Consider the following 23,627-nt stretch of genomic DNA (forward strand, 5'->3'; position numbering starts at 1 on the left):
GCACTGAAATTACGTCGAGTTTGCATTGTCATATAGGTCACCTTGAACTAATAACACCTCTATTCAGGTAGCCAATTGACTATGACACTTCAGTCCGTATATCTTCTCTCAATATGCTTTATTGATATCAGATAGGAGGCAACTCGTTTTCTTTTTGTTCCCCACAAATAAAGTAAGGGCCAAATGCACTGGAAAAGAGATACCTTCCAGGGGAGATTTGATTAATCTTCGAGTAACTGGTTGTACCAAAAGAAAATGCTTTTAAATAGTGATTGAATACTTCATCACTCACATTATCATTTTTTGCCTTTCTCACTAATGTAATTTTCGTTTTGATATTATCGATTTCATCAATAGTCGAGTTAGTATAGTGAACGACTCTATTCACGGAATAGGTTTTATCCGTGGAAATTGAACCAACCAACTTTATATAGCCGCTATTATCCTTTTGATGGACGATCCTTAAGTCAATTTCATATCCAGCTTTAGGGTATAAGGGAGACTCAAAATTTGAGTTAATTTGTGCACTACAGTATTTGTTGTCCTCTACAGTCACAGAATAAAAAAATAGGCCAACTGACAATAATGCAATGACACAAAAAAATAGTAATTTTTCTCATTCTTAACCTACCAATTTATTCGAGTTGAAATACATATTTTATTATCTTCGCACTTAGTCAGTAGGGTTTGTTTTTCTACTTGAGCATTACTATGGTTACTGTAGTAATAAAAAATGGCACTGTTATTACATTGTAAATTAAACTCTTTTACATGTTTATCAATATCTTTTGAATTATTTTTATCGTCAAAATTACTGTTAAATGAATAAACAGGGCACGACCCTATTGTACTGACAAGGTACGTGTTAACTTTGTCAAAGCTTAATGCACCAAAAAATAAATTATACATTGAAGCCAGTGTTAAAATGACGCTTAAGCCAAGTATAATTTTCAATGAGAAATTACGCTTTAACGTATAACATACTCGGGGTTTAGCTATAACGGAAGATACCGCGACTTGATTATGTGTATTAAGCTCAATTAAAGGTAGTTTATCCCTTCCATCAAGTTTTTCTGTATCTCCTTTTTCTTCACTATGGCGAACAAGCTCGGTGTTACGTTGTGTAATAATGAGTTCTGAAGATAAAATAACACCTTTTTTAGGAATATTTAAAATTGCATTATCTATCTCAAGGTGCTGATAAAGTAGTTTTCGCAGAGCACTGATATATTGGTTTAATGTATTAATTGAGGCAGTCAAACCATGCTCATCCCAAACTTTTTTTAAAAGTTCTTCTCTTGGGATGATCATGTTATTATTTTCGACTAATACTCTGAAAATACGATTTAAAATAGGTGTAAGCTTGGCCACTTCGCTGTTTGAGCCTAGCTGAATTATCTCACCAGTTTCAGAATCATATTCTATACAATTGTTCAATATATATATCATTGTTTATAATTTTTACTCTGTTAAAAATGATTTTTAAGTTTATAAATTTCACTTACAGTCAGTCTGTTAATTATATTAAGCACTACCTCACGATTTTACAACACATTGATTTGTGGTTTTCTTAATCTAAAGCATGAATGATTGATTTAACAATTAATATGAATAACAACCAAATTATTACACGAAAATGGAGTGATGTCAGTTAGAAAGGAAGGTTTTCAAAGAGGTGAGCTAGCTGTTTAGTCTAAAAAAATAAATTTTTTAGACTTATAGTTTTAAGTTTTAATAAAGTTTGGTTTTTTAATTCGATTTATAAGAAGTACTTTTTTACACCTAGAATACTATAGTCATATGATCCTACTCTGGGGATAATTAAAATTTAATAAACAATGGGTTACCTGTTTTCCGTGTTTGTATCTACTTTGAGTTACACTAAATAATCCCCTCTACATTCCAACATTTCTGTTGAAATGATTCATTTATTCCATTTCCTTGTTTTCTTTAGACAGAAAGAACGAGTAAGTAAAATCACCTTTATAGATGAGCTTTGTTAGGCTTTAAAATTTAGCTACGGTACTAATATGACAGAAAAGCAAAAGTCTTATTTACCCCTTCAGTTTCTTTGTAGGTAGTCTTAAAACAAATATCTATTTTATCAACTAAAACTAAAGGTAATATTTATTCTATAGTGTAATTGTCATATTTTGACTATCTATATAAGTTATTTTAATAAAGTTATCATATATCTTTTATTGAATAACTGTAACAAATTGCAAGTATGATAGGTGAAGATATGAGTACTAAATATTAAATCTGACAATGTTAACGAAAACATAATTTATAACGTGATTAACTAAATTTATTCAACCTATTGATATATAAGATTATAATAACTTATAATTAATTTTAATAGGTTATAATATATATTTTTATATTTTTCAATAGGTCATACCTATCTAAAGGCTCGCTTTTCATTGCTTAAAACACTTTTACTCCAATATTGGATAAATCTATAGTAAGCGACATCAAATGAGTTGAGTTAAAAAATACTCCTCCGTTAAATGACTTATTATTATATTAGAATTTATTATTTAGAATCTGGCTATGGTTTTAAGCTAATCGATTATTGATTAAAATATATTTTTAGGAGACTTGGCTATGTTTGTAGAAAATGTAGATAAGATAAAAAGTGAAGTTAAATATATCAATGGATTAGATATTACAAAAGAAACAGGTAAGTTTTTAAAATCAGCTAGAATAGAAAAATGTTTGTCTGGTACTGAAGTTGGAAAATTATTATACCTGAGTCAACAGCAAGTTTCTCGTTATGAGAATGGGTTGTGTAATATATCGATCGATATGCTAAATAACTATTTGCATGCACTTGGCAAGGATTGGTCTGATTATTATTACTACGTTATTGCAAATAATTTTTCGAACAAAATTTAATTGTCTAATTTTAAAATTTATTTCCTTAATTAGAGTAATTAAGGGTTTTACTCATGCCTATAAATAGGTATGAGCTTAGTGTCAATGTTAATAATCATTCGGTTATTAATTTATTTTAATTTATATAGGTAAATATATGAAAAAGTTAGTTATCGCAACAATGGTTTTTGGTGCAATGAGTACGTCAGCATTAGCAGTTGATGCAGGTACTGGTAAAGTTCATTTCAGTGGTTCAATTATTACAGCGCCATGTTCAATTGCACCAGGTGATGAAAACCAAGAAGTACCATTAGGACAAATTTCTAATACAACACTTGAATCAGGTGGTATGTCTTCAGCTCAACCATTCGCAATTAAACTGGAAGGTTGTACTTTAAATGCAAAATATAAAGGTACAAATGAAGATGGTGAAGAAGTCGAATTAACTTACAATAATACTGTTAATGTAAAATTCACCGGTACTGAATGGGTTAATTCTGGTAATAATACTGGTTTAATTCAAATTACTGGTGATGGACAAGGTGCTGGTGTTAAATTAATGACAGTTTCAGGAAATAAAATTGACCTGAATAGCTCTACAACCCAAAACTTTGTTGCAGGCGATAATTCACTAAGATTCCAAGCTGCTTTGCAAGGTGTTTCAGGTGCACAAGTTAACCCAGGCAAATTTGAAGCAACTACAAACTTTGTTCTTTCTTATAACTAAGTTTCTGCAAAATATTAAGTGCTGACCTACTAGGAAAACACTAAATACTAAATAAAGGACATACCACCAATGATTGTTATCAGGAAAATCACGGGCTTCCTAATTTTATTAATTATAGGAGCCAATAACTCTTTGGCTGATAACAATACTATTATTGGTAAGGTAAATATGCAAGGAAGCATTTTAGAAACAGCATGTGCTATTTCAATGGACTCTTATGACCAATCAATAGATATGGGTGTAATTCCAATGAGTCTTATAAATCAATATGGTAATAGTCCAATAAAGTATTTTTCAATTAAATTAATTGGTTGCCATTTAGAAACGTTATCAGGAAAGCATTGGAATTATTTCACCTTAACATTCGATGGACCAGCCAAAAATAATTTGTTCGAATTATTTGGTCACGCAAAAGGAATATCATTGTCTCTAGAAGATGAAAAAGGAAATTTAATATATCCCAGTATTCCTCTTAAAGAACACTCAATAATACCTGGGGAATCAAACTTAAAATATGGTGTGAAGCTTATGAGAAATGGTTTATCTCTAAAGTCAGGTGGATATAGAACAACAATAAAATTTAAAGTTGATTATCACTGAAGATATTTGAAATTTATTTTTGGGTAGTCAGGAAATTAATATGCCTATTAAGCAAAATAAAATACGACAATATATATTAAAAGGCTTGATCATATCAATGCTCTATAGCAGTATGCTGACTACCACATTTGCTAGGGTAATTGAATTTAATACTGATGTATTAGATGTAGAAGATAGAAACAATATTGATTTAGAACAATTTAATCGTATTGGATTTATTATGCCTGGTACGTATAACTTGAAAATTAATATTAATGGTCATTCATTATCTGAAATGTCAGTTATATTTAATGAAAGTGAAACTTCAGATTCAGGTAGTGTGGCTTGCCTTTCCCCAGATATTGTCGAAAGATTAGGGTTAACAAAAGAAGCCTTAAATAAAGCATTATGGGAACAAGGTGGTCAATGCTTAAATTTAAATAGTTTAGATGGTATGTCTGTTGAAGGGGATCTATCTACCTCTTCACTTAATATTAATGTCCCTCAGGCCTATTTAGAACAAATTTATGAAAACTGGGACCCTCCTAGCCGTTGGGATCATGGTATTTCGGCTTTATTATTTGACTACAATATAAATGGAGCAATTAACGATTCGCTTGAACAAGATCAAACATCATCATCTTTAAGTGGGAATGGTGTAGCGGGTGTTAATTTAGGAGCATGGAGATTCCGTGGTGAATGGCAATCTCAAATCAATCGTACAACTGGAGAACAAAAAACAACTCAACATAATTTTGATTGGAATCGTATCTATGCTTATCGAGCGATAGCCGCTTTGCAAGCAAAATTAACTCTAGGTGAGGATTTTTTAAATTCAGGTGTATTTGATGCATTTAAGTTTATTGGGCTTGGATTGCAATCTGATTTGAACATGCTGCCGCCTAACTTACGTGGTTATGCACCAGAAATAGTTGGAACAGCAAAGACAAATGCCACAATTACTATACGTCAGCAAGGAAGAGTGATTTATGAAACACAGGTCGCTCAAGGCCCATTTCGTATTCAAAACCTCAGTGATGCAATTACAGGAAAAATGAATGTTACAGTTGCTGAGCAAGATGGGACCACACAAACATTTGATGTTGATACCGCCAGTCTGCCCTTTTTAACACGGCCAGGTCAGGTTCAATATAAATTTGCAACGGGAAAACCTATTGATAACCAAGGTCACCGTCAAGGCGTGAGCTTCGGTATGGGAGAATTTTCATGGGGAGTCAGTAATGGCTGGTCATTATTTGGTGGAATATTAGGTAGTCAAGACTATAAATCAACATCTATTGGTATTGGTCGTGACCTGTTGGTTTTTGGCGCGCTTTCATTTGATATCACGCAGTCTATTGCAAATATTCCTAACGATGGTTCGTTAAAAGGTAAATCTTATCGTCTGAATTATTCAAAGCGTTTTGAGGAATATAACAGTCAAATTAACTTTGCTGGTTATCGTTTTTCAGAACGAGATTTTATGAATATGAGTGATTTTTTAGATTTTCGAGTAACAGGTATGCGTTATGGCTCTAGCAAAGAATTATATACGTTATCAATTAATAAGAACTTTATTGAAAGTGGTCTTTCTTTGTACTTTAACTATAACCACCAAACCTATTGGGACCGACCAGCCAATGATTATTACAGCTTAATGCTATCAAAATATTTTGATATAGGCAGTTGGAAAAATATTAGTGCAACTGTTTCCGCAAATAGGCAGCAAACAGACTCAAAAAGTGACGATAGCATTTATTTTTCAGTCTCTATACCTTGGGGAAGCTCTGCAAGCCTCGGTTATTCGATGGATATAAGTCATGACAATGTTTCAAATAATGCATCCTATTTCGATACATTAACAGAAAGAATGAATTATCAATTTAACATCGGAAACAATCGTAAAGGCGCGACAACAAGTGGGTACTTTTCATATCAAGGAAATGATGCTTGGCTTTCTACTAACGTTAGCTATGCGATGAATCAGTATCGTGCCGCTGGGTTTAGTGCAAATGGCGGATTAACAATAACACCAGAAGGTGGGGCATTCCATGGTTCTAGCCTTGCAGGGGGAACTCGGCTCTTGGTTGATACAGATGGTGTTCCTGATATTCCTATTCGTGGCTCAGGTATTGCAGTTAAAACGAATTTATTTGGTAAAGCAGTCATTAGCGACATGAGTAATTACAACCGAAATAATATACAAATTGATTTAAATAACTTACCCGATAATGCAGATGCGCAGCAGTCAGTGCAACAAGCAACATTAACGGAAGGAGCCGTCGGTTATAGACACTTTGATGTGTTATCAGGATTAAAAGGTATGGTCGTTATCAGGTTAGAAGATGGGACATATCCCGCTTTTGGTTCCCAAGTTAAAAATAGTAAAGGGCAAAACACCGGTATTGTCGGCGACGAAGGGAATACCTATTTGAGTGGAATTAATGCCGATGAAGTAATGCGAGTAAATTTATCTTCTAACCAAGAATGTAAAATTGTTTTTCCCAAAAAGTTGGATGACTTATCGGGAGGGTTATTGGCACTTTGTGTTCGAGAAAATCACCAATAATCTAATGTCTAAATAAAGAAAAAGTAAAGGTATATAAATTATGAAATATAAATTATCCCACAGTTTATTAATAGGGCTATCCAGCATTTTATTGGCAAACATGTCTTTCGCTGGTGTTTCTTTAGATCGCACTCGCATTATTTTTGACGGTAATCAAAAATCTGTCACTTTAAATATAAACAATAATAATCCTGAGCTACCTTACTTAGCTCAAGGTTGGTTAGAAAACCAAACTGGTGAGAAAATTACTAAGCCATTAGTTGCGTTGCCACCAATTCAACGTTTAGAGCCTAGTAAATCTAGCCAAATTAAAATTGATTTAATGCCAACGATAAACGAGTTACCACAAGATAGAGAAAGCCTATTCTATTTTAACTTGCGCGAAGTGCCACCTAAAAGTGATAAAGATAATGTATTGCAAATTGCGTTACAAACGCGAATAAAATTATTTTATCGCCCAGCAGCTATCGTTCCAAAAGATGATGAAAAACCATGGCAAGAAAAAATCACATTAGAGAAATCAGGACATGAGGTCATTGTCAAAAATCCAACGGCATATTACGTCACAATTTTAAATGCATTTTCAGACAGATTAAAAACCGATCCAAATGATTTTGCTCCAATAATGATCGCACCATTTGGTAGCGAAAAATTAGGTGTAAGTACAAGTGTTTTAGGTAATAACCCCGTACTGATTTATATCAACGATTACGGTGGTAGACCTGAATTACATTTCCGCTGTCAAGAAATGAACTGTCAAGTAGAAGAACAGAAATCCTGATACTCTTTAAGAAAAGGAATATAAGATGAATGTCTTTCAAAAAAAATGGAATCCTGTTCTATTACTATTTTCTATATCGGGAATGACATTTGCAGAAAATCAATTTCCAATTAATCATTGGGATGTTGATGGGCAGCATGGGCAAGTGCATGTGAAAGGAATACTAACAGAAAGTCCGTGTCGTATTGCAATGCATTCAATGTATCAAGATATTGAAATTAGCGATTTAAAAACAGGAGATTTTCCCAGTATTCATTCTATGGGAAATGAGTATCCGTTTTATATTGAACTACTTGATTGCCTTGCAACACCCGTTAACATGCTAGATCCGTACTCTGGTAATATGACATGGAGTAATGACCAACCTGGGTTTTCAATAAGGTTCGTCACAACTAAAAGTGAAAATATGTCGAAGTATATCTCAATTAGAGGTATTGAAGGCTTAGGCTTAGTACTGAAAGATAAACAAGGAAATACTATTACTCTAGGGGAATATACAAAACCTAAATTAGTTCCACAAGGGCAAAGTATTTTAACTTACAGTGTGATTCCTGTTAGAACCTCGATGAATATGACGCCAGGTAAATTTTCATCGGTTATTAACTTCCAATTAAATTATGATTAACTCTGAGTAAAATTCATATGAAAGAGAGTATAAGTATTTTAATAATTTCGACACTAGTATCTATTTTGAGTATACAAATTCCATCTGCATTAGCAGCGAATTCTGTAAGGATTAATTTCAAAGGAAACTTAATTCAAAACCCACCTTGTGAAATTACAGGGTTAAATGGTAATGAAATTACTATTGACTTTCAAGATATGGTTATTAGAAATATAACTGGAATGAATTATATACAGGAGATTAAATATAAATTGACTTGTGATGCGCCAAATAATACAGGGCTTTCATTAAGTATAAAGGGGACTGCTGCTAGTTTTAATACAAATTTACTTACAACGAGCAATACAAATTTAGGTATTTCATTTTATAGTGGATCTACAAATTTATCTACAATTCGTGTAAATCTTGACCCTATAAAGTTTCCAAATAGCCGTCGAGACCCTATCTATGCTAATCCAGTAATTAATGCTAAAGCAGCTAATATTACAGCGGGTAGTTTTACTGCAACTGCAACGCTTTTAGCGGAGTATGAATAAGGTTAAAATTTATTATTCAGTGTATCTATAAAGGTTTTCCTATGATAAAAAAAGTTAACATTTTCGCTAAGATGATAAACTATTTCTTATTTATATTTTTAATATTAAATAGCCCTAATGTTTTTTCTAATAACTCTACGAGCTTATCATTTAAAGGAAATCTTATTGATACACCTCCATGCGATATTTATGGAACAGAAGGCATCAATAAACCAGTTAATATTCAATTTAGTAAGATAGCGATTCAACGTATTGATGGTAAACGGTTTCAAAAAAATTGGTCTTTAAATATTGACTGTGGAGCTAATTTAGGCAGTAACGTGTCTTTAGAGCTAAATTATATGGGGAACCCAGTATTATTTGATGAAAAAGCATTAGAAACTTCCCGAGCTGGTATAGGGATTCGTTTATATAACGCAACAGATAGTACCGTTATTGCTCCGAATGATAAGAAAAAACTTACTATGACAAATAATGGTAGATTACAGATTCCGCTATATTCTATACCCGTAAAAATAGCCAAGCCTATTACACCGATAATAGAAGGGAAATTTACAGCAACAGCAACAATTTCCATTAATTACCCATAAGGAAATTAATATGAAAAAAATAAACTCTGGCCTATTTTTGGGTTTTCTAATGATGCTATGCGCAGCCTCATTTGGAGATAATAATAATACAGTTCAGTATGAAGGCACGTTAATTTCATTACCTTGTACAATAGATGAGAGTACGCCAACTGTAGTTGAGTTTGGTGTTATTGTTGATAAACAGCTTTATTTACATGAAAAAACATCACTAAAACCATTTTCTATTATTTTACAAGATTGTGATGTATCTATTGCCAATACAATTTCACTATCAGTTCAGGGTACTGCTGGTAATGTAACTTCGGATGGCTATTTAATGCTAAATCCTAGTAGTACAGCGAAAGGTGTTGTCATAGGTTTAATGGATAGCTCTGGGAAAAAGATACCTATGAATTCAGTGTTATCTCCTATTGCCATTTCAAATGGAAAAATGGCGATTCAATTAAATGCCTTTGTTAAAATTGAAAGTCAAAATGAAACAAAAATAATACCTGGTGAGTTTACGGCTATGCTCTATTACACCTTGGATTTCAATTAATATACAAGTAAATTTTAAAAATGTCGTATTTTAATTCTAATGAAAGACCAATAGGTGATTTAAATGAATAAATCTAGAAAATGTAAAAGGGGATTTGTAAATGGTATAACATCCATACTTATATTTCTTGTTAATTTTAACGTTAATGCTGCAATATTTAATACGAATGTTAGTGTGATTGTTTTACAGCAGACTTGTGATATCACATCATCGATAAATCCAAATCAACCTATTACTATTGATTTTGGTGATATTTCTGTACCTAAAATTAATGGTTTAGAATATCAAAGGGAAATTCCTTTTAATTTAAATTGTTCTGATGGTGCAAATAACCCTGCATTAAAGCTACGAATAGTTGGGAGTGATGGCATATATTCCACAATGTTAGGGACAAGTAGAGATAATTTATCAATTATATTCCGATTTGGAAATAATATATTAAATTTAAATGGCTGGGCTAATTTTAATTACAGCTTAAGACCCAAGTTGACAGCCGCGCCTTTTACAATGAGCCATAGCACATTGACTGGCGGCTCGTTTACTGCAAGCGCCACTTTGGTGGTTGAATACCAATAATAATTAAATGGTTATTGAAAATTGAAGGTAATATTTATTATGCCAAAAGTTATTTTTATTCTTATTTTTTTATTTTCGGGCATCGCTCACGCTGAGCGTACGATGCTTTCAAACGTCAGTCAATCAGCCGCTTTATTAGTTACCGCTTCGTGGTTTACAACTGGAAGCAATAATCCTGCTGAAAATACAGTAATACCTTGTGCAGGTTCTCTATGTAGCTATGGTGTGGTTTTATACTATGAAAATGGAAGTGTTACGGATTTTAATGGTCGAAGTATACCTGTTACAGCAGGAATGACCTGGAAGATGGCGAATGATGCGTTTATTCGTCGATTTGGTGCAACAGGAATAGCAGCATGGCAATGGAATTGGCAACCAAGCCAATGGGATGTTTGTATAGGCGCAATCCCTGCAAGGCCTGGTGGATTAGGACTAGGGAGGCCTTTTTCAATTTATAGTTCCCCTTGTACACCAGTACCGCCTGTTAATGTTCAATGTAATGTAAATGGTGATGCTAATATTACACACGGTACTTTAAATGCTGGGCAAGTTAATGGGCATACAGCAGAAGCAACTATTCAACTAAGCTGTAATCGAGCCGCAACAGTTTCAATTGAAGTCCCATCTCCAGATATTGATTTAGGTGGCGGTGTAAAATCTCGTGTTAGTGTCACAAACGGTAGTCGTATTTCGGTTGCCAATTCAGTGGCCTTAAAAATTAAATCGGTATTAAGCGGCACAGCTCCAACAGCAGGACAGCATTCAGGTAGCACAGTAATTGTATTCAATATTGTTTAGTTTAGAGAAGAAAAACTATTTAGAAAATTGAATGCCATGCAAAACCAGCCCTACCTAAATATACCTACGATCCCCTCCTGATGAGGGGGGAATGTGAAATCCCTCATTAGGGAGGATGATGTATATCAGTACTTAATCATTTATTTTGGTGTGTATTTATGTAGCTAATGAATTTTCAATATGGGGAGATTTGTGGGTATAAAAATAATGACTAAAAATAGAGTATTTAAATAGCAAATACTCCGAATGAATATAGCTAAAAGCCCCTCTTTTTACTCTAATAATCTATATATACCTAGCCATGACCACCCCGCCTTAAAATCACATTCAGTTTTATCCTTAAAAATGAAGCGTTCGTAAATTAGATAAGAAATATTTAGCGCTCAATACTGAGAAAATTTAATCACTGTAGCAGTGAGGATTACCCTCTATATGGCTATACAAATGAACTGTATATAAAACATAAGATAATCATGCTTAGGGTGGTTTTTATCGTATTTAGGCTAAATATTACCTGTATCTCAATTTATCGGCTTTCAGAAAGTGAACATAGATCACATTAACTTTTACAATTGATAATGTATACTTTGCATATGTAAAGTGTAAGGCGATTAAACAACAGTAAGGGGATTTGTTATGTTGGACTCAATTCCAGCAGGCTACAAGCCGCTGACGTGTGAAACACTACCAATTTATTTAGCTTCCAAACTGACTTCGTCATGCGAGTTAGGTGGAGAGCCTAATCAATGGAAAGTAAATGAAGTTGGTGATGGTAATTTGAATATGGTGTTTCTTGTTGAAGGGACACAAAAAACAATTGTGGTAAAACAGGCACTACCATGGGTCAGGGCTGGAGGGGAAAGCTGGCCATTGTCCCTGACTCGAGCAGGTTTTGAATACAATATTTTATCTCAAGAAGCTCGCTGTGCAGGCCATGAATTAGTTCCTGAAGTCTATTTTTATGACCAAGAAATGGCACTGTTTGCGATGGAGTACCTTTCACCTCATATCATCCTGCGTAAAGAAGTGATGGCAGGTAAAAAATTCCCAAAACTTGCTGAAGATATTGGGACATTTATTGCCAAAACTCTTTTTTATACCTCAGATATCGGTATGAAGGCCGATCAGAAAAAAGCGCTGACCGCTCAATTCGCCCTGAATCATGAGCTTTGTAAAATTACTGAAGATCTGATCTTCACTGAGCCATATTTCAATGCCGAACGTAATAATTGGCTATCCCCTGAGCTAGACCAAGCAGTAGAAAAGATGTGGCAAGATAAAGAAATGATCCAAGTTGCCATGCGTTATAAATATAAATTTATGACTGAAGCACAATCATTGTTACATGGTGACTTGCATTTAGGCTCAGTAATGGTCACCGAGAGTGATACAAAAGTTATCGACCCTGAATTTGGATTTATGGGACCAATGGCGTTTGATATTGGTAACTATATTGGCAATTTACTGATGGCTTTCTTTTCTAGACCAGCATGGGATGAAAATCCATCAAGTCGTGTTGAATATCAAAACTGGTTACTTGACCAAGTCGATTCAACTTGGTCTGTTTTTGTTCGAGAATTCCGCCAATTATGGAATACAAAAACACAAGGGGACGCGTGGCCTTCAGAACTCTATCAACATGAACTCGGCCGCCAAGCTTTACAGGAAGCCCAAGACCAATTCTTTGCCACACTACTTGAAGATTCCTTAGTCAATGCGGGAATGGAAATGAACCGCCGCATAATTGGATTCGCAGGGGTGGCAGAGTTTAAACAAATTAAAGACATTGCTCTTCGTGCTGAATGCGAAAAACGCGCACTTACCATGGCTCGCGAGCTTATTGTCAATGCTAGTCTTTATAAAGAGATGGCTTCAGTTATCCAATTAGCTAAAAAACAGTAAGAGGAATTCATGAATATTGAAGGGAAACACTATCGTACAGTTTGGGTTTCTAAAGATGGAAAATCAGTAGAAATTATCGACCAAACTAAACTGCCTTTTAAATTTGAAGTACTCACGCTCGATTCCGCACAAAAAGTAGCAACTGCTATTCAAGAAATGTGGGTGCGTGGGGCGCCTTTGATTGGGGTTGTTGCTGCTTACGGAATGGCACTAGGTATGCAACAGGACCCGAGTGATAAAAATTTACAATCAAGTTATGACTTGTTAATCAAGACCCGACCTACTGCTATCAATTTAAAGTGGGCACTCGATAGAATGATGGAAAGCTTGAAGGATGCTCCTGAACAGACGCGTAGGGACATTGCTTGGGAGCTTGCCGGAAAACTGGCCGATGAAGATGTCGAGTTGTGTGAGCAAATTGGGCTCCATGGCGTAGAAATTATTCGGGAAATCGCGAGTAAAAAACCGGCAGGCAGTGTCGTAAATATATTGACTCACTGTAATGCAGGCTGGCTTGCCACGGTCGATTGGGGGACCGCACTTTCGCCAATTTATAAGGCTCATGAAGAAGGGATTCGTATTCATGTTTGGGTAGATGAAACTCGCCCGCGTAATCAAGGTGGCCTTACTGCATTTGAATTGGGTTCACACGGAGTTCCTCACACATTAATTGCTGATAATGCCGGTGGTCACCTGATGCAGCATGGCGAAGTGGACCTATGCATTGTTGGTACTGACCGAACCACAACGCAGGGGGATGTCTGTAATAAAATTGGAACATATCTAAAAGCGCTGGCGGCTTATGATAATCAAATTCCATTTTATGTTGCGCTCCCATCTCCAACTATCGACTGGACGCTTAAGGATGGGAAAACAATCCCCATAGAGCAACGCAATGGTGCTGAACAGTCACATGTATATGGGATCAACCCCGAGGGTGAACTAAGTTGGGTTAATACTGCGCCGGCAGGCACCACATGTGGTAATTACGCCTTTGATGTCACGCCTGCTAAATATATTACTGGATTGATCACGGAGCGTGGTGTTTGTGCAGCGAATGAACCTGCATTAACCAACATGTTCGCCGACCTAAAAAATTCGGTTATTTAATTGAGTGTGCATGGGGTATATGCACGCTTTCTAAGGAACTAAGATGGAAAGACTCAAATTAGCGGCAGATATTATCGTCACTTGCCAGGAAATGAATGCTTCTGGGTTGAATCAAGGGACGTCGGGTAATGTCAGCGTGAGGTATCTTGATGGAATGCTCATTACACCAAGTGGTATACCTTATTCGAAAATGACACCCGATATGATTGTTTTTGTTGATGGTCAGGGGGTATCAGAGTCTGGAAAAACACCATCAAGTGAATGGCTCTTTCATCTGGCTTGCTACCAAGCCAGACCTGAATTAAATGCGGTTATTCATACACATGCGGTGAACTGTACCGCGGTATCCATAATGAACCATGCGATCCCCGCAATTCATTATATGATAGCGGTGACAGGGACGGACCATATTCCTTGTATTCCATACCATACATTTGGTAGTGCTGAGCTTGCAAACAGTGTGTTTGAGGGAATCAAATCTAGCAAATCACTTTTGATGCAACACCACGGCATGATAGCGATGGAAACAACACTGGAAAAAGCGTTGTGGCTTGCTGGAGAAACAGAAACTCTAGCAGATCTCTACATCAAAATAGGCGGACTACACAGCAAAGTTCCCACTTTATCTAAAGAAGAAATGACAATAGTCATCGGTAAATTTAAAACGTACGGTTTAAAAACTGACGCTTAAATTCAACTTGTTCTCATCTATAGCAGCCATTTTATAAAATGGCTGCCAACCTCTACCTATAACGATTAATTATAATTATCCCAAGGAGTTATTCATGTTTATCGTGGAATCATATCCTATAGCAATAATTATGTGTTTTATCACGATGATTTGTTGGGGGTCATGGGCTAACACAACAAAACTAGTCAGTAATAAGAAATGGGAGTTCCCTCTCTTTTATTGGGACTATTCTCTCGGTGTTTTATTCTGTTCTCTATTATTTGCTTTTACTCTCGGGTCAATTGGTGAAGAAGGCCGTAGTTTTATTTCTGATATTCAGCAGGCGGATATCAATATTATCTTTCTTCCTATATTGGCAGGTATGATTTTTAATGTTTCAAATATTCTTCTTGTTGCTTCAATTAGTTTAGCTGGTATGGCTGTTGCATTCCCTGTCGGTGTTGGGCTTGCATTAGTTCTCGGTGTTATCACAACTTATATTGGTAGCCCTCAGGGGGACCCAACTATTTTGTTCTTAGGGGTTGCTTGTGTAGTCGCCGCAATCATCCTAACTGCGATTACTTACAGCCGTGTTACTCAATCATCGGATAAAAGTCGCCGTAATAAAGGCCTGATAACTGCTATTTTTGCCGGTATCATTATGGGGTCATTTTTCCGTTTCCTCGCTCAATCGATATCAGGTAATTTAAGTGAACCAGAAGCGGGGTTGATGACACCTTATTCTGCACTTGTATTATTTGCTTTAGGTTTGTTTTTATCTAACTTTGTCCTTAATACACTGGTAATGAAAAAACCAATCGTAGGAGAACCAGTTAAAGGGAAAATGTATTTCTCTGGTAGCTTAAGGGACCATCTCTGTGGTTGGTTGGGCGGAATCATCTGGTGTATTGGTTTAGGGCTGAGCCTAATCGCATCAGGGCAAGCAGGGTATGCAATATCCTATGGATTAGGGCAAGGAGCTACTATGATTGCCGTGATTTGGGGGGTATTTGTTTGGCGTGAATTCGCCAGCGCACCAGCTGGCACGAATAAGTTACTCTTAGCTATGTTTTTGCTGTATATCGCCGGTATTGTCCTTATCATAGCGGCAAATCAGTAAATATTTTGCCCCATTATGTCTATAGTGGGGTAAATATTCTTTTTTATTAGGTGGGCCGTAAAAAGTGCGGCACCTTGCTCTTTAGGATGGGGATGAATCAACGTTGGGCAGCTCGCAGGATAATAAAAACTCAGCTGTTCCTTCATCAACAATAAGGTCTGTGACATAGCCGCCGAGTAATGCCCCTAAGGTTGCAGCATAGCCGTTCTCGCCCCCAGCCAGAAATATTTTACGCTCAATTTGCCTTAATTGGGCAAGGCTTATTCCTAGTATCCGTTGGTCAACTTCAGCAATAACAGGTACTCCATTTTTGTCGTAGAACCGGCCACAAATGACGCCGACGGCCCCTGCATCTCGGTAGTTTTGCATTTCTTTTTTGCTTAGGACACCGACTTGAATTAACGGGTTTTCATCCAGTGCGCTTCCTACAACAAAGAAGGCTTTTGTGCAGTGAGTTAATACTTCAAAATTAGCACGAATGATGGGTTCAGCTTGTAATTCCATGGCTAACCTTGCACTGGAGACAACCGCTGGGACATGAAGAGAAGCCACTTTCCCTGACAGTTTAAACGCTATTTGTGACGACGATTCGAGGATTGTCAGGTCTGGCTGAGAAGGCATGGAACCTAGCATCTGGATCACGGTGACATTTTTACATGAATTTGGTGTCATCGTTTTGCTCATCTCATGGATGGTTCTTCCCCAAGCAACCCCAAGAACGTCATTGTTCTCGATAACTTGGTTTAAATACATCCCTCCAGCACGGGAAAGTCTGGAACGCATCAATTTTGAGTCTGTTCGTTTTCCGGCATGCTCGCCATCAGGCACAATGATAACTCGATACAAACCAAATTTATCACGAATACGTAAAGCGGCATCAATTGAGCCAAAGACATTGGTATCTAAATTGATCTGAACTAAACCATTTTCTCTAGCAGTTTGTAGATATTTGACGACGGTGACACGCGAAAGGCCCATTAGGGCAGCGACTTCAGTCTGGCTTTTGCCTTCCTGATAATATAGCCATGTTGCGTGTAATACAGGATCATCATTGAACAAGCTGCTGTTTACTTGCTCTTTACTCATTATTGTCTCCTGGCATCATTTGGAAAAGCCTAGTTTAAACTATAAGAATATTACAGCCAGTCTTTCTCAAGGTTGTTTGCTTTTTTGAGCGGGCAAATCATTATTGGGTTAATTCGTGAATAGAACAATAAAATTTAGAAACGATGCTTTGTATTATAAGGAAAAAATGGTGATGCCCTAACTTCTATTTAAATATAATTTCCACTATCCACTCTCAATGTAAAATACATAATAACCTAACAAATACTAACCTGTTGTCAGGAGCGGATTTTTTGCCATATTGAGCAAAATGTGGTGAATCAGCTAGGAAAGTAATTTGTATCAGACATAGGAGAGTTTTTTGTTTAATGGATTTGTAAAGCGCGACGGAGTGCCGCGCTCGATAAGAAGTTAGAGGTTAAAATAGTTTTTTCTGCGGGGGGCCCGAGAAATTCATTTTACCGATATGATTCATTAATACTTCAACGACAACTGGCCGCTTTAAAGCAACAGCTTGATGAAGTATAGGTTGGAATTCGCTGGGTTTATCTACCGTTAGGGCGGTGATCCCCATCGATTGTGCTAGTTGGCTAAATGATGGTGTTAATAACTCATTATAATATTGGCGACCTGAGAAATATTTTTCCTGAATACCACGCATGACACCATAACCTTGGTCATTCATGATTATCAACACAATCGGTAGTTGTTCTTGAGCCATAGTCGCAAGCTCACCGACCCCTAACATCAAGCCGCCATCCCCAACTAAGCCAATCACTGCGGTATTTGGGTTGGCTTTCGCACTACCAATGGCCATCGCAAGGCCTAAGCCAATGGCACCCGCTAAGGAATGAATATTGTGCATCGGCTGTGTAGCTTTTAATAAACGGCTGCCCCATAAGCTGCCTGATACAGTAATGTCCCGCACAAAAATACCATGTTCGGGTAAGGCTTGCTCGACAGCATCACTGAGTTCACTGTATGGCCCGCATTGTGCCCTTAATTGCTGTTCTGCCAACTGAACGGCTTGTTGTATTTGCTGTTTCCATGCAGAAGAAACTGGGCGGTTAGCTTGCTCAATTTTATCGGCAAGCGCATTAAGCAGGCCTTTACAATCCCCTGTGATATTGAGGTCGGCTAAGTAATTGCGGTTTGCCGCTAACGGGTTAATATCAATTTGGATGATGGGGTGAGGTAATGGTAATGACCAAGTTTTAGTCTCATTACTGCGTAACCGGGAGCCCGCGACCAGCGTCAAATCACATTCACGCATTAATGTCTCAATTGAGTCCGCATTATGAAAAGCACGCAGGCTGAACGGGTGATCATCCGATAAAATACCTCTTCCATGGGTACTGCTGATCACGGCGACACCTTGGTTAGCCAAGCGTTTAACGGCTTCTACCGCCTGCAATGCACCGCCACCGACCCACAATAATGGGCGCTGTGCATGCTGAAGTTTGTCCCAAATGGCTTCTATTTGTGATGAGCAAATTGCGGGCAAAGTTGGCACAGAAAGCGGGGCACTTAATAAGGACAATGGCACTTGGGCACTTTGAATATCAATGGGGATTTCAATCGAAACAGGGCCACACGGGGCGGTTTGCGCAACTTGGATTGCTTTATGCAGTGTCGCCACCGCTTGTTCTGGTGTATGTACACGGAATGCTTGTTTAGAGCTTGAACGCAAGAAACCCAGTTGATCCGCTGTTTCATGAATAAACCCTGCATCCATATCTAAATAGGCTTTTTCAACCTGCCCAGTAATGTGGAGCATTGGTGAACAAGCATTCATAGCTTCAATCATTGACCCCACTGCATTTCCTGCTCCAGCCCCCGTACTCGTTAGCGCGACACCTAAGCCACTAAAACGGCTGTGTGCATCGGCCATCGTTACTGCCCCGGCTTCTCCACGGCTTGGGGTAAAGTCAATTTTAGCACGACGGCCAATCGCATCGGCAATAGGTAAATTGTGAATAGAAATAACCCCGTAAACCGTTGTGACTTGGTATTGTTCAAGTGTTCTGGCGATAGCTTCGCCAACTGTAATCATTTCAGACATTGTATTCTCCTAAATGCAGCCGTAATCCTTTAACGGATAAGCTATTCACACCAACGGTTTGGTTGTGGGTTAAGTGCCAAAAAAAGGCTTTTTTGTTGCATATAGGCTTTTAGGCTTTCTAAGCCTTTTTCTCTGCCAATGCCACTTTCTTTAAAGCCCCCAAATGGGGTTGAGATGGAAAAAACTTTGTAGGTATTGACCCAAACTGTTCCTACATCAAGGGCATCCGCCAGTTTAAAGGCGCGAGTATAGTCGCGAGTCCAAATCCCCGCAGCCAGCCCATAAACGGAATCATTAGCTTCTTGGATCAATGTGGCTTCATCATCAAAGGGGATCACCACTAAGACGGGGCCGAAGATTTCTTCTTGGCAAACACTAGATTGATTACTGAGGCCTTCAATAATGGTCGGTAAGAAATAATTGCCATTTTGTAGTGCGGGGTCTGTGGGAACGGTACCGCCAAGGCGAATATGACCGCCTTGTTGGACGGCTTGTTCAACGTAGGTTTTGACGCTATCACGGTGAGCCGCTGAAATTAAAGGCCCCACATGGATGCGTTCTTGCCTTGGGTCGCCAATAATCAAGTTCTGGGTTAATTGGGTTAATTTTTCCATAAAAGGTTGGTAGATATCGCGGGCAACAAATAAGCGAGAACCTGCGATACAAGCTTGTCCCATTGAACTAAAAATACCGTAACAGACTCCATGAGCGGCAATGTCTAGGTCAGCATCTGCTAGCACAATTGTTGGGGATTTCCCACCCAGTTCGAGGGAGGTCGTGATCAGTTTATCAGCCGCAATATGAGCCAGTTGGCGACCCGTGTTTGTCCCCCCGGTGAAAGAGATTTTTCGCACTAACGGGTGGCGAACCAATGCATCACCCACAATAGAGCCTTTTCCCGGTAATACGCTGAGTAAGCCACTTGGTAACCCTGCTTGTTCAAAGAGTTCTGCCAATTTTAATGAAATTAGTGGCGTGGCTTCCGCAGGTTTTAAAATAACCGCATTACCTGCGGCAAGCGCCGGAGCAATTTTTTGCATATCGCTGGCAATGGGGGAGTTCCACGGTGTGATGGCGGCGATCACTCCGATGGGTTGGTAAGTGCTTATTGTCATCAAGTCTGGTTGGCGCCGAGGTGGAAGCTCCCCTCCAGAAACCTCACAAACGGCGGCAAAATAACGTGCGGTGGCGGCTGCGCTCATGACTAAACCACGCGCTTCAGCCCACGGCTTCCCGTTGTCCAAAGTTTGTAATTGCGTTAAGGTTTCACGCTGCTCATCAATCAATGCGCTGACGTTATATAAGATAGCCGCGCGTTGATGCGCAGGCATATTGCGCCAGGTAGGTTCTCGCCAAGCTTTGTCCGCCGCGTTTACGGCGTCTTGGACATCTTCAAGGCTGGCACTGTTGAGAGTAGCAACGACATGGTTATCACCCGGAAAACGTGATTGCATTTCAGGTCCACGACCTTGTTGCCATTTTCCCCCCACAAAAATATCCATTTTATTCATGATTAGGCTCCTATTAGCTTACCTGTTGCTCAGCAATACGGCGGCAAATTTCAACGGCACTTAGGGCTGCAAGCATAGATGTCTTTGGGTTTGAAGGTAGGGGGTTGCCATTTAACTCAATAGAAAAATGCCCGAAATCCCCTCTTACATCAATTTGATGCGAATTTTTGGTGGTGTCCGGATCAACGATGAGTTGTACCTGAGTTGCATCCATACCTATGCCATACAGTGCAACGGTAGCGGCAACATTAGCATTGGCTGGGAAGTTCAAGGCAGCTTCTCGCGCACTACCACTAAAAAAGGCGGTAGCTTCAGAGACACTCGATAAGTCGATATAACGCTCAGCAGCACCATTGCGCCAACTGGCAGGGCTTTTACGTGACTGATAAATGACGTGGGTAATGTTCGCCTCTTTGGCTGCTCGTAAACCATCAAGCCCAGCAACCGCGCCTGAGAGAGGAATTAGTTGGCTTTGATGACGCTTTGCTAATGTGGTTAGTGTGTTTTCGAAAGTGGCATCAGCCAGTACACCAGTGGAAATAATGGCAAGAGTCCAGCCCCTTTGTAAAATGGTTGGCGCATACTGCTGTACCGCTTGATGACCAGCACACTCCAACACTAAATCGGGGTGTTCGTTAAAGTCATCAAGGCTATCAATAGGGAGCACCGCGCCCTTGAAGCGTTCTTGTATTGCGTTATGGTGATGAGGGCGAGCCACAACCCAGCGAAGGGTTATTCCACTAGGTAAACGAGCAATCACTTCTTGTGCCATTGCACCATAACCAATCAACATTAATGTTTTCATAATTAACCCTTTAAATGTGATGGCTAAAGCCACCCGAAATATCTAAAGCGGCACCGGAGGTAAACGAAGCCATCGGTGAAGCTAAAAAAACTAAGGCACGGGCTGGTTCTTCTGGTTTCCCCAAACGTTGCATCGGGATCCCTCGCTTGTTAGCGATATCGCCAATCCATTGCTGCCAATCCAAGCTTTTATCACTCCGGTTTTCGAAACGACGCCGCCATTGGTCTGATTCGACCATACCGAGCAAAATTGAGTTAACGCGTATCCCTTTGGGTAGCAATGTTTTCGATAAATTTAATGTCATGTTCAACAGAGCAGCGCGTGCGGCAGATGTGGCGACCATATGGGGCTCGGGTTGTAACGCTAATAACGAATTAACACAGGTAATTGACGCAATATTGGATTGTTCTAAGAAAGGTAAAAAAGCATTTACTGGGTTAATGACACCAAATAATTTTAATTGTGCTTCATGTAACCAAGCGGCTTCAGGAGTGTCAGCATAGCTTGCAACATAGCCTTGACCCGCATTGTTAATCAGAAGATCAACTTGCCCATAGTGTTGATAAACATGTTGAGCGAAGTTTTCTGTTTGTGCCTTATCGAGGACATCACAGCGCTGTGCGATAAATTCCCCTTGAGGGTAGAGAGACCGTAATGTATTGAGAGCGTGTTGTAGTTTTTCAGTATCTCGACCACAAAAAGCAACTTTACAACCTTCGTCGAGTAACAGTTTGACTGTTGCAAAACCAATACCAGAGCTCCCTCCAGTCACGACAGCAATACGATTATTTAACTGTAAATTCATAAGGATTCCTTTATTCGACTGGGTTGTATACCGTCTCTAAAAATTGTTTCAAATGGTGATTAAACTGTGTGGGGGTATCAAGGTAACTGGCATGTCCCGCTTGTTTAATCAACCAAAAAGGGCACTCTTGTTGTATCGCGAGCTGCTGTACTTGTTGTGGTGGCGTAATGGTGTCATCAGCGCCTGCCAGTATTTCGATTGGCCCGTTATAACCCTTTAAATACAAACTAATATCGTCATGGGCTAACATCCATGCTGCCGCAAGAAAGCCTTGGGGATTAAGTTTTTCCATATTTTGTTTCACCCAATCGATTTTTTCTGGGGTTGCATTGGGTGATAGTAGGGCGGCGGCTCGGTTTTCAGCATAGGCTTGTAACCCTGAATTAGTTACAATCATCTGCCGTTGTTGATACACGGAAGCTTGCTGTTCAGGGCTTTTAGAGGCATAGCCTTGAGCTGGATTAGCTAAAAATAACCCTTTTACTTGCTGAGAATATTGTGCGGCAAAAGCGCTAGCTATCAAGGCTCCGAGTGAATGCCCGACTAAAACGACCTGTTGTATTTTTAGGCTATCTAAAAAAGCTTTTAATGCTGTAGCATAGTCAACAGCAGTTGGTTTCGCTGTGTTGAGCATTGAGCTGCCCGAATAGCCGGGAGCATCCCAGCTATACAGTCGATAGTGGTCGGTCAGTGATGAAGAAGCCAGTTGGCTTACCCATGAGGCCGAGCCAGAGCTGATCCCGTGCAATAAAACGACGGCATGCCCATGACCTGAACAGCGCCAATTAAGGCGGTATTGGCCAAAATCAGCCAGTTGTTGTGCAGGAAGTTTTTCGATTGGCAAATTCATCACTGATAACTCCGGTTAGTTACGTTTCACTTTAGATAACGGGTGGTCTTCTGGGTAAGTCGGGATTGCAGGCTTTTGTGTGCCAATCATCACGCACATTAATGCCTCTTCCTCTCCATGATTAAATAGACCACGGTAAATCCCCGCTGGAACAGAAATTAGGTCACGTTCTTTGAGAACCGTTTCATACTCTTCGTCACCATCACGAACAAATAGCGTAATAGTGCCCTTCAGCATGAAAAACACTTCTTCAACATCAGGATGTAAATGTAAGGGGCCTTCACATTTGGCGGGTAATACCATGGTGGAGAAAGTGAAGTTCTCTGCGGGGACGGTATTCACGTCATTAGCAACACCTGTTGCACCAGTACCGATGTAGCGCATTTGGGCACGACGATATTTAGGGTCGTAATCAGCTTGGAATTTCAAGGCGTTCCAGTCATATTTACGGCCTTCAAGGCGAGCAATTCGTGATTCTATCCATTGTGCCATTGGGATATCTTGGGGTTTGATTTGAGGTTGTGACATAGC

24 protein-coding genes are annotated in these 23,627 nt (G+C 38.8%); 15 read left to right on the forward strand and 9 right to left on the reverse strand.

Annotated elements, in window-relative coordinates; genetic code table 11:
* Window positions 1–127: 127 nt before the first annotated feature.
* Window positions 128–556 (reverse strand): FidL-like protein, encoded by a 429-nt coding sequence (locus ACIPUA_RS18630; RefSeq protein WP_449059995.1) that lies wholly within the window; start codon window positions 554–556, stop codon window positions 128–130.
* A gap of 71 nt (window positions 557–627) precedes the next feature.
* Complete coding sequence (locus ACIPUA_RS18635; protein WP_129466555.1) at window positions 628–1,449, reverse strand: winged helix-turn-helix domain-containing protein; 822 nt, start codon at window positions 1,447–1,449, stop codon at window positions 628–630.
* Between the two features lie 1,158 nt (window positions 1,450–2,607).
* Between ACIPUA_RS18635 and ACIPUA_RS18640 the strand changes: the two genes are divergently transcribed.
* The 15 genes from ACIPUA_RS18640 (at window position 2,608) to ACIPUA_RS18710 (ending at window position 15,998) form a co-directional block, all read left to right on the forward strand.
* A complete protein-coding gene (locus ACIPUA_RS18640; protein ID WP_048605919.1) occupies window positions 2,608–2,898 on the forward strand; it encodes a helix-turn-helix domain-containing protein in 291 nt (96 codons plus the stop codon).
* Between the two features lie 136 nt (window positions 2,899–3,034).
* Window positions 3,035–3,604, forward strand: a complete 570-nt coding sequence (locus tag ACIPUA_RS18645) for a fimbrial protein (RefSeq protein WP_048605920.1) — start codon at window positions 3,035–3,037, stop codon at window positions 3,602–3,604.
* Window positions 3,605–3,736: 132 nt separating this feature from the next.
* On the forward strand, window positions 3,737–4,204 hold the full coding sequence (locus tag ACIPUA_RS18650) for a fimbrial protein (protein WP_129466554.1): 468 nt from the start codon (window positions 3,737–3,739) through the stop codon (window positions 4,202–4,204).
* A gap of 40 nt (window positions 4,205–4,244) precedes the next feature.
* Window positions 4,245–6,752, forward strand: coding sequence for a fimbria/pilus outer membrane usher protein (locus ACIPUA_RS18655; RefSeq protein WP_230233214.1), 2,508 nt, complete (start codon window positions 4,245–4,247; stop codon window positions 6,750–6,752).
* Window positions 6,753–6,792: 40 nt separating this feature from the next.
* Entirely contained in the window at window positions 6,793–7,533 is a 741-nt protein-coding gene (locus ACIPUA_RS18660; protein ID WP_042845648.1) for a fimbria/pilus periplasmic chaperone, read from the forward strand.
* A gap of 25 nt (window positions 7,534–7,558) precedes the next feature.
* Window positions 7,559–8,158: a fimbrial protein gene (locus ACIPUA_RS18665; protein WP_181468790.1), complete on the forward strand. Its 600-nt coding sequence runs from the start codon at window positions 7,559–7,561 to the stop codon at window positions 8,156–8,158.
* Window positions 8,159–8,175: 17 nt separating this feature from the next.
* A complete protein-coding gene (locus tag ACIPUA_RS18670; RefSeq protein WP_042845646.1) occupies window positions 8,176–8,694 on the forward strand; it encodes a fimbrial protein in 519 nt (172 codons plus the stop codon).
* 41 nt (window positions 8,695–8,735) lie between these two features.
* The gene (locus tag ACIPUA_RS18675; protein WP_048605923.1) at window positions 8,736–9,284 is read left to right on the forward strand and encodes a fimbrial protein; all 549 of its coding nucleotides are present in this window, start codon (window positions 8,736–8,738) and stop codon (window positions 9,282–9,284) included.
* 10 nt (window positions 9,285–9,294) lie between these two features.
* Window positions 9,295–9,822: a fimbrial protein gene (locus tag ACIPUA_RS18680; protein ID WP_181468789.1), complete on the forward strand. Its 528-nt coding sequence runs from the start codon at window positions 9,295–9,297 to the stop codon at window positions 9,820–9,822.
* 63 nt (window positions 9,823–9,885) lie between these two features.
* Window positions 9,886–10,398 carry a fimbrial protein gene (locus ACIPUA_RS18685; RefSeq protein WP_081363975.1) on the forward strand — a complete coding sequence of 171 codons (513 nt, stop codon included), beginning with the start codon at window positions 9,886–9,888 and terminating at the stop codon, window positions 10,396–10,398.
* A 39-nt stretch (window positions 10,399–10,437) separates the two neighbouring features.
* A complete protein-coding gene (locus ACIPUA_RS18690) occupies window positions 10,438–11,196 on the forward strand; it encodes a hypothetical protein (RefSeq protein WP_042845642.1) in 759 nt (252 codons plus the stop codon).
* A 636-nt stretch (window positions 11,197–11,832) separates the two neighbouring features.
* Window positions 11,833–13,098 carry an S-methyl-5-thioribose kinase gene (gene mtnK, locus ACIPUA_RS18695; protein WP_042845640.1) on the forward strand — a complete coding sequence of 422 codons (1,266 nt, stop codon included), beginning with the start codon at window positions 11,833–11,835 and terminating at the stop codon, window positions 13,096–13,098.
* 9 nt (window positions 13,099–13,107) lie between these two features.
* On the forward strand, window positions 13,108–14,208 hold the full coding sequence (gene mtnA, locus ACIPUA_RS18700; protein WP_048605932.1) for an S-methyl-5-thioribose-1-phosphate isomerase: 1,101 nt from the start codon (window positions 13,108–13,110) through the stop codon (window positions 14,206–14,208).
* A 43-nt stretch (window positions 14,209–14,251) separates the two neighbouring features.
* Window positions 14,252–14,899 (forward strand): L-fuculose-phosphate aldolase, encoded by a 648-nt coding sequence (locus tag ACIPUA_RS18705; RefSeq protein WP_042845637.1) that lies wholly within the window; start codon window positions 14,252–14,254, stop codon window positions 14,897–14,899.
* Between the two features lie 94 nt (window positions 14,900–14,993).
* Window positions 14,994–15,998: a multidrug DMT transporter permease gene (locus ACIPUA_RS18710; RefSeq protein ID WP_042845635.1), complete on the forward strand. Its 1,005-nt coding sequence runs from the start codon at window positions 14,994–14,996 to the stop codon at window positions 15,996–15,998.
* An 81-nt stretch (window positions 15,999–16,079) separates the two neighbouring features.
* Here ACIPUA_RS18710 and ACIPUA_RS18715 read toward each other — a convergent pair whose 3' ends face one another.
* The 7 genes from ACIPUA_RS18715 to ACIPUA_RS18745 form a co-directional block, all read right to left on the reverse strand.
* A complete protein-coding gene (locus tag ACIPUA_RS18715) occupies window positions 16,080–17,084 on the reverse strand; it encodes a sugar-binding transcriptional regulator (RefSeq protein ID WP_042845634.1) in 1,005 nt (334 codons plus the stop codon).
* 397 nt (window positions 17,085–17,481) lie between these two features.
* Window positions 17,482–19,125: a thiamine pyrophosphate-binding protein gene (locus tag ACIPUA_RS18720; protein WP_131680053.1), complete on the reverse strand. Its 1,644-nt coding sequence runs from the start codon at window positions 19,123–19,125 to the stop codon at window positions 17,482–17,484.
* A gap of 41 nt (window positions 19,126–19,166) precedes the next feature.
* On the reverse strand, window positions 19,167–20,636 hold the full coding sequence (locus ACIPUA_RS18725) for an aldehyde dehydrogenase (RefSeq protein ID WP_042845632.1): 1,470 nt from the start codon (window positions 20,634–20,636) through the stop codon (window positions 19,167–19,169).
* A gap of 13 nt (window positions 20,637–20,649) precedes the next feature.
* Window positions 20,650–21,441: an aspartate dehydrogenase gene (locus ACIPUA_RS18730; protein ID WP_042845630.1), complete on the reverse strand. Its 792-nt coding sequence runs from the start codon at window positions 21,439–21,441 to the stop codon at window positions 20,650–20,652.
* Window positions 21,442–21,451: 10 nt separating this feature from the next.
* Window positions 21,452–22,246, reverse strand: coding sequence for an SDR family oxidoreductase (locus ACIPUA_RS18735; protein ID WP_042845628.1), 795 nt, complete (start codon window positions 22,244–22,246; stop codon window positions 21,452–21,454).
* Between the two features lie 10 nt (window positions 22,247–22,256).
* Window positions 22,257–23,096 carry an alpha/beta fold hydrolase gene (locus ACIPUA_RS18740; protein ID WP_042845627.1) on the reverse strand — a complete coding sequence of 280 codons (840 nt, stop codon included), beginning with the start codon at window positions 23,094–23,096 and terminating at the stop codon, window positions 22,257–22,259.
* Between the two features lie 15 nt (window positions 23,097–23,111).
* Window positions 23,112–23,624: a cupin domain-containing protein gene (locus tag ACIPUA_RS18745; protein ID WP_042845626.1), complete on the reverse strand. Its 513-nt coding sequence runs from the start codon at window positions 23,622–23,624 to the stop codon at window positions 23,112–23,114.
* Window positions 23,625–23,627 lie beyond the last annotated feature (3 nt).

It is taken from the genome of Providencia sp. AGC89 (assembly GCF_053543535.1).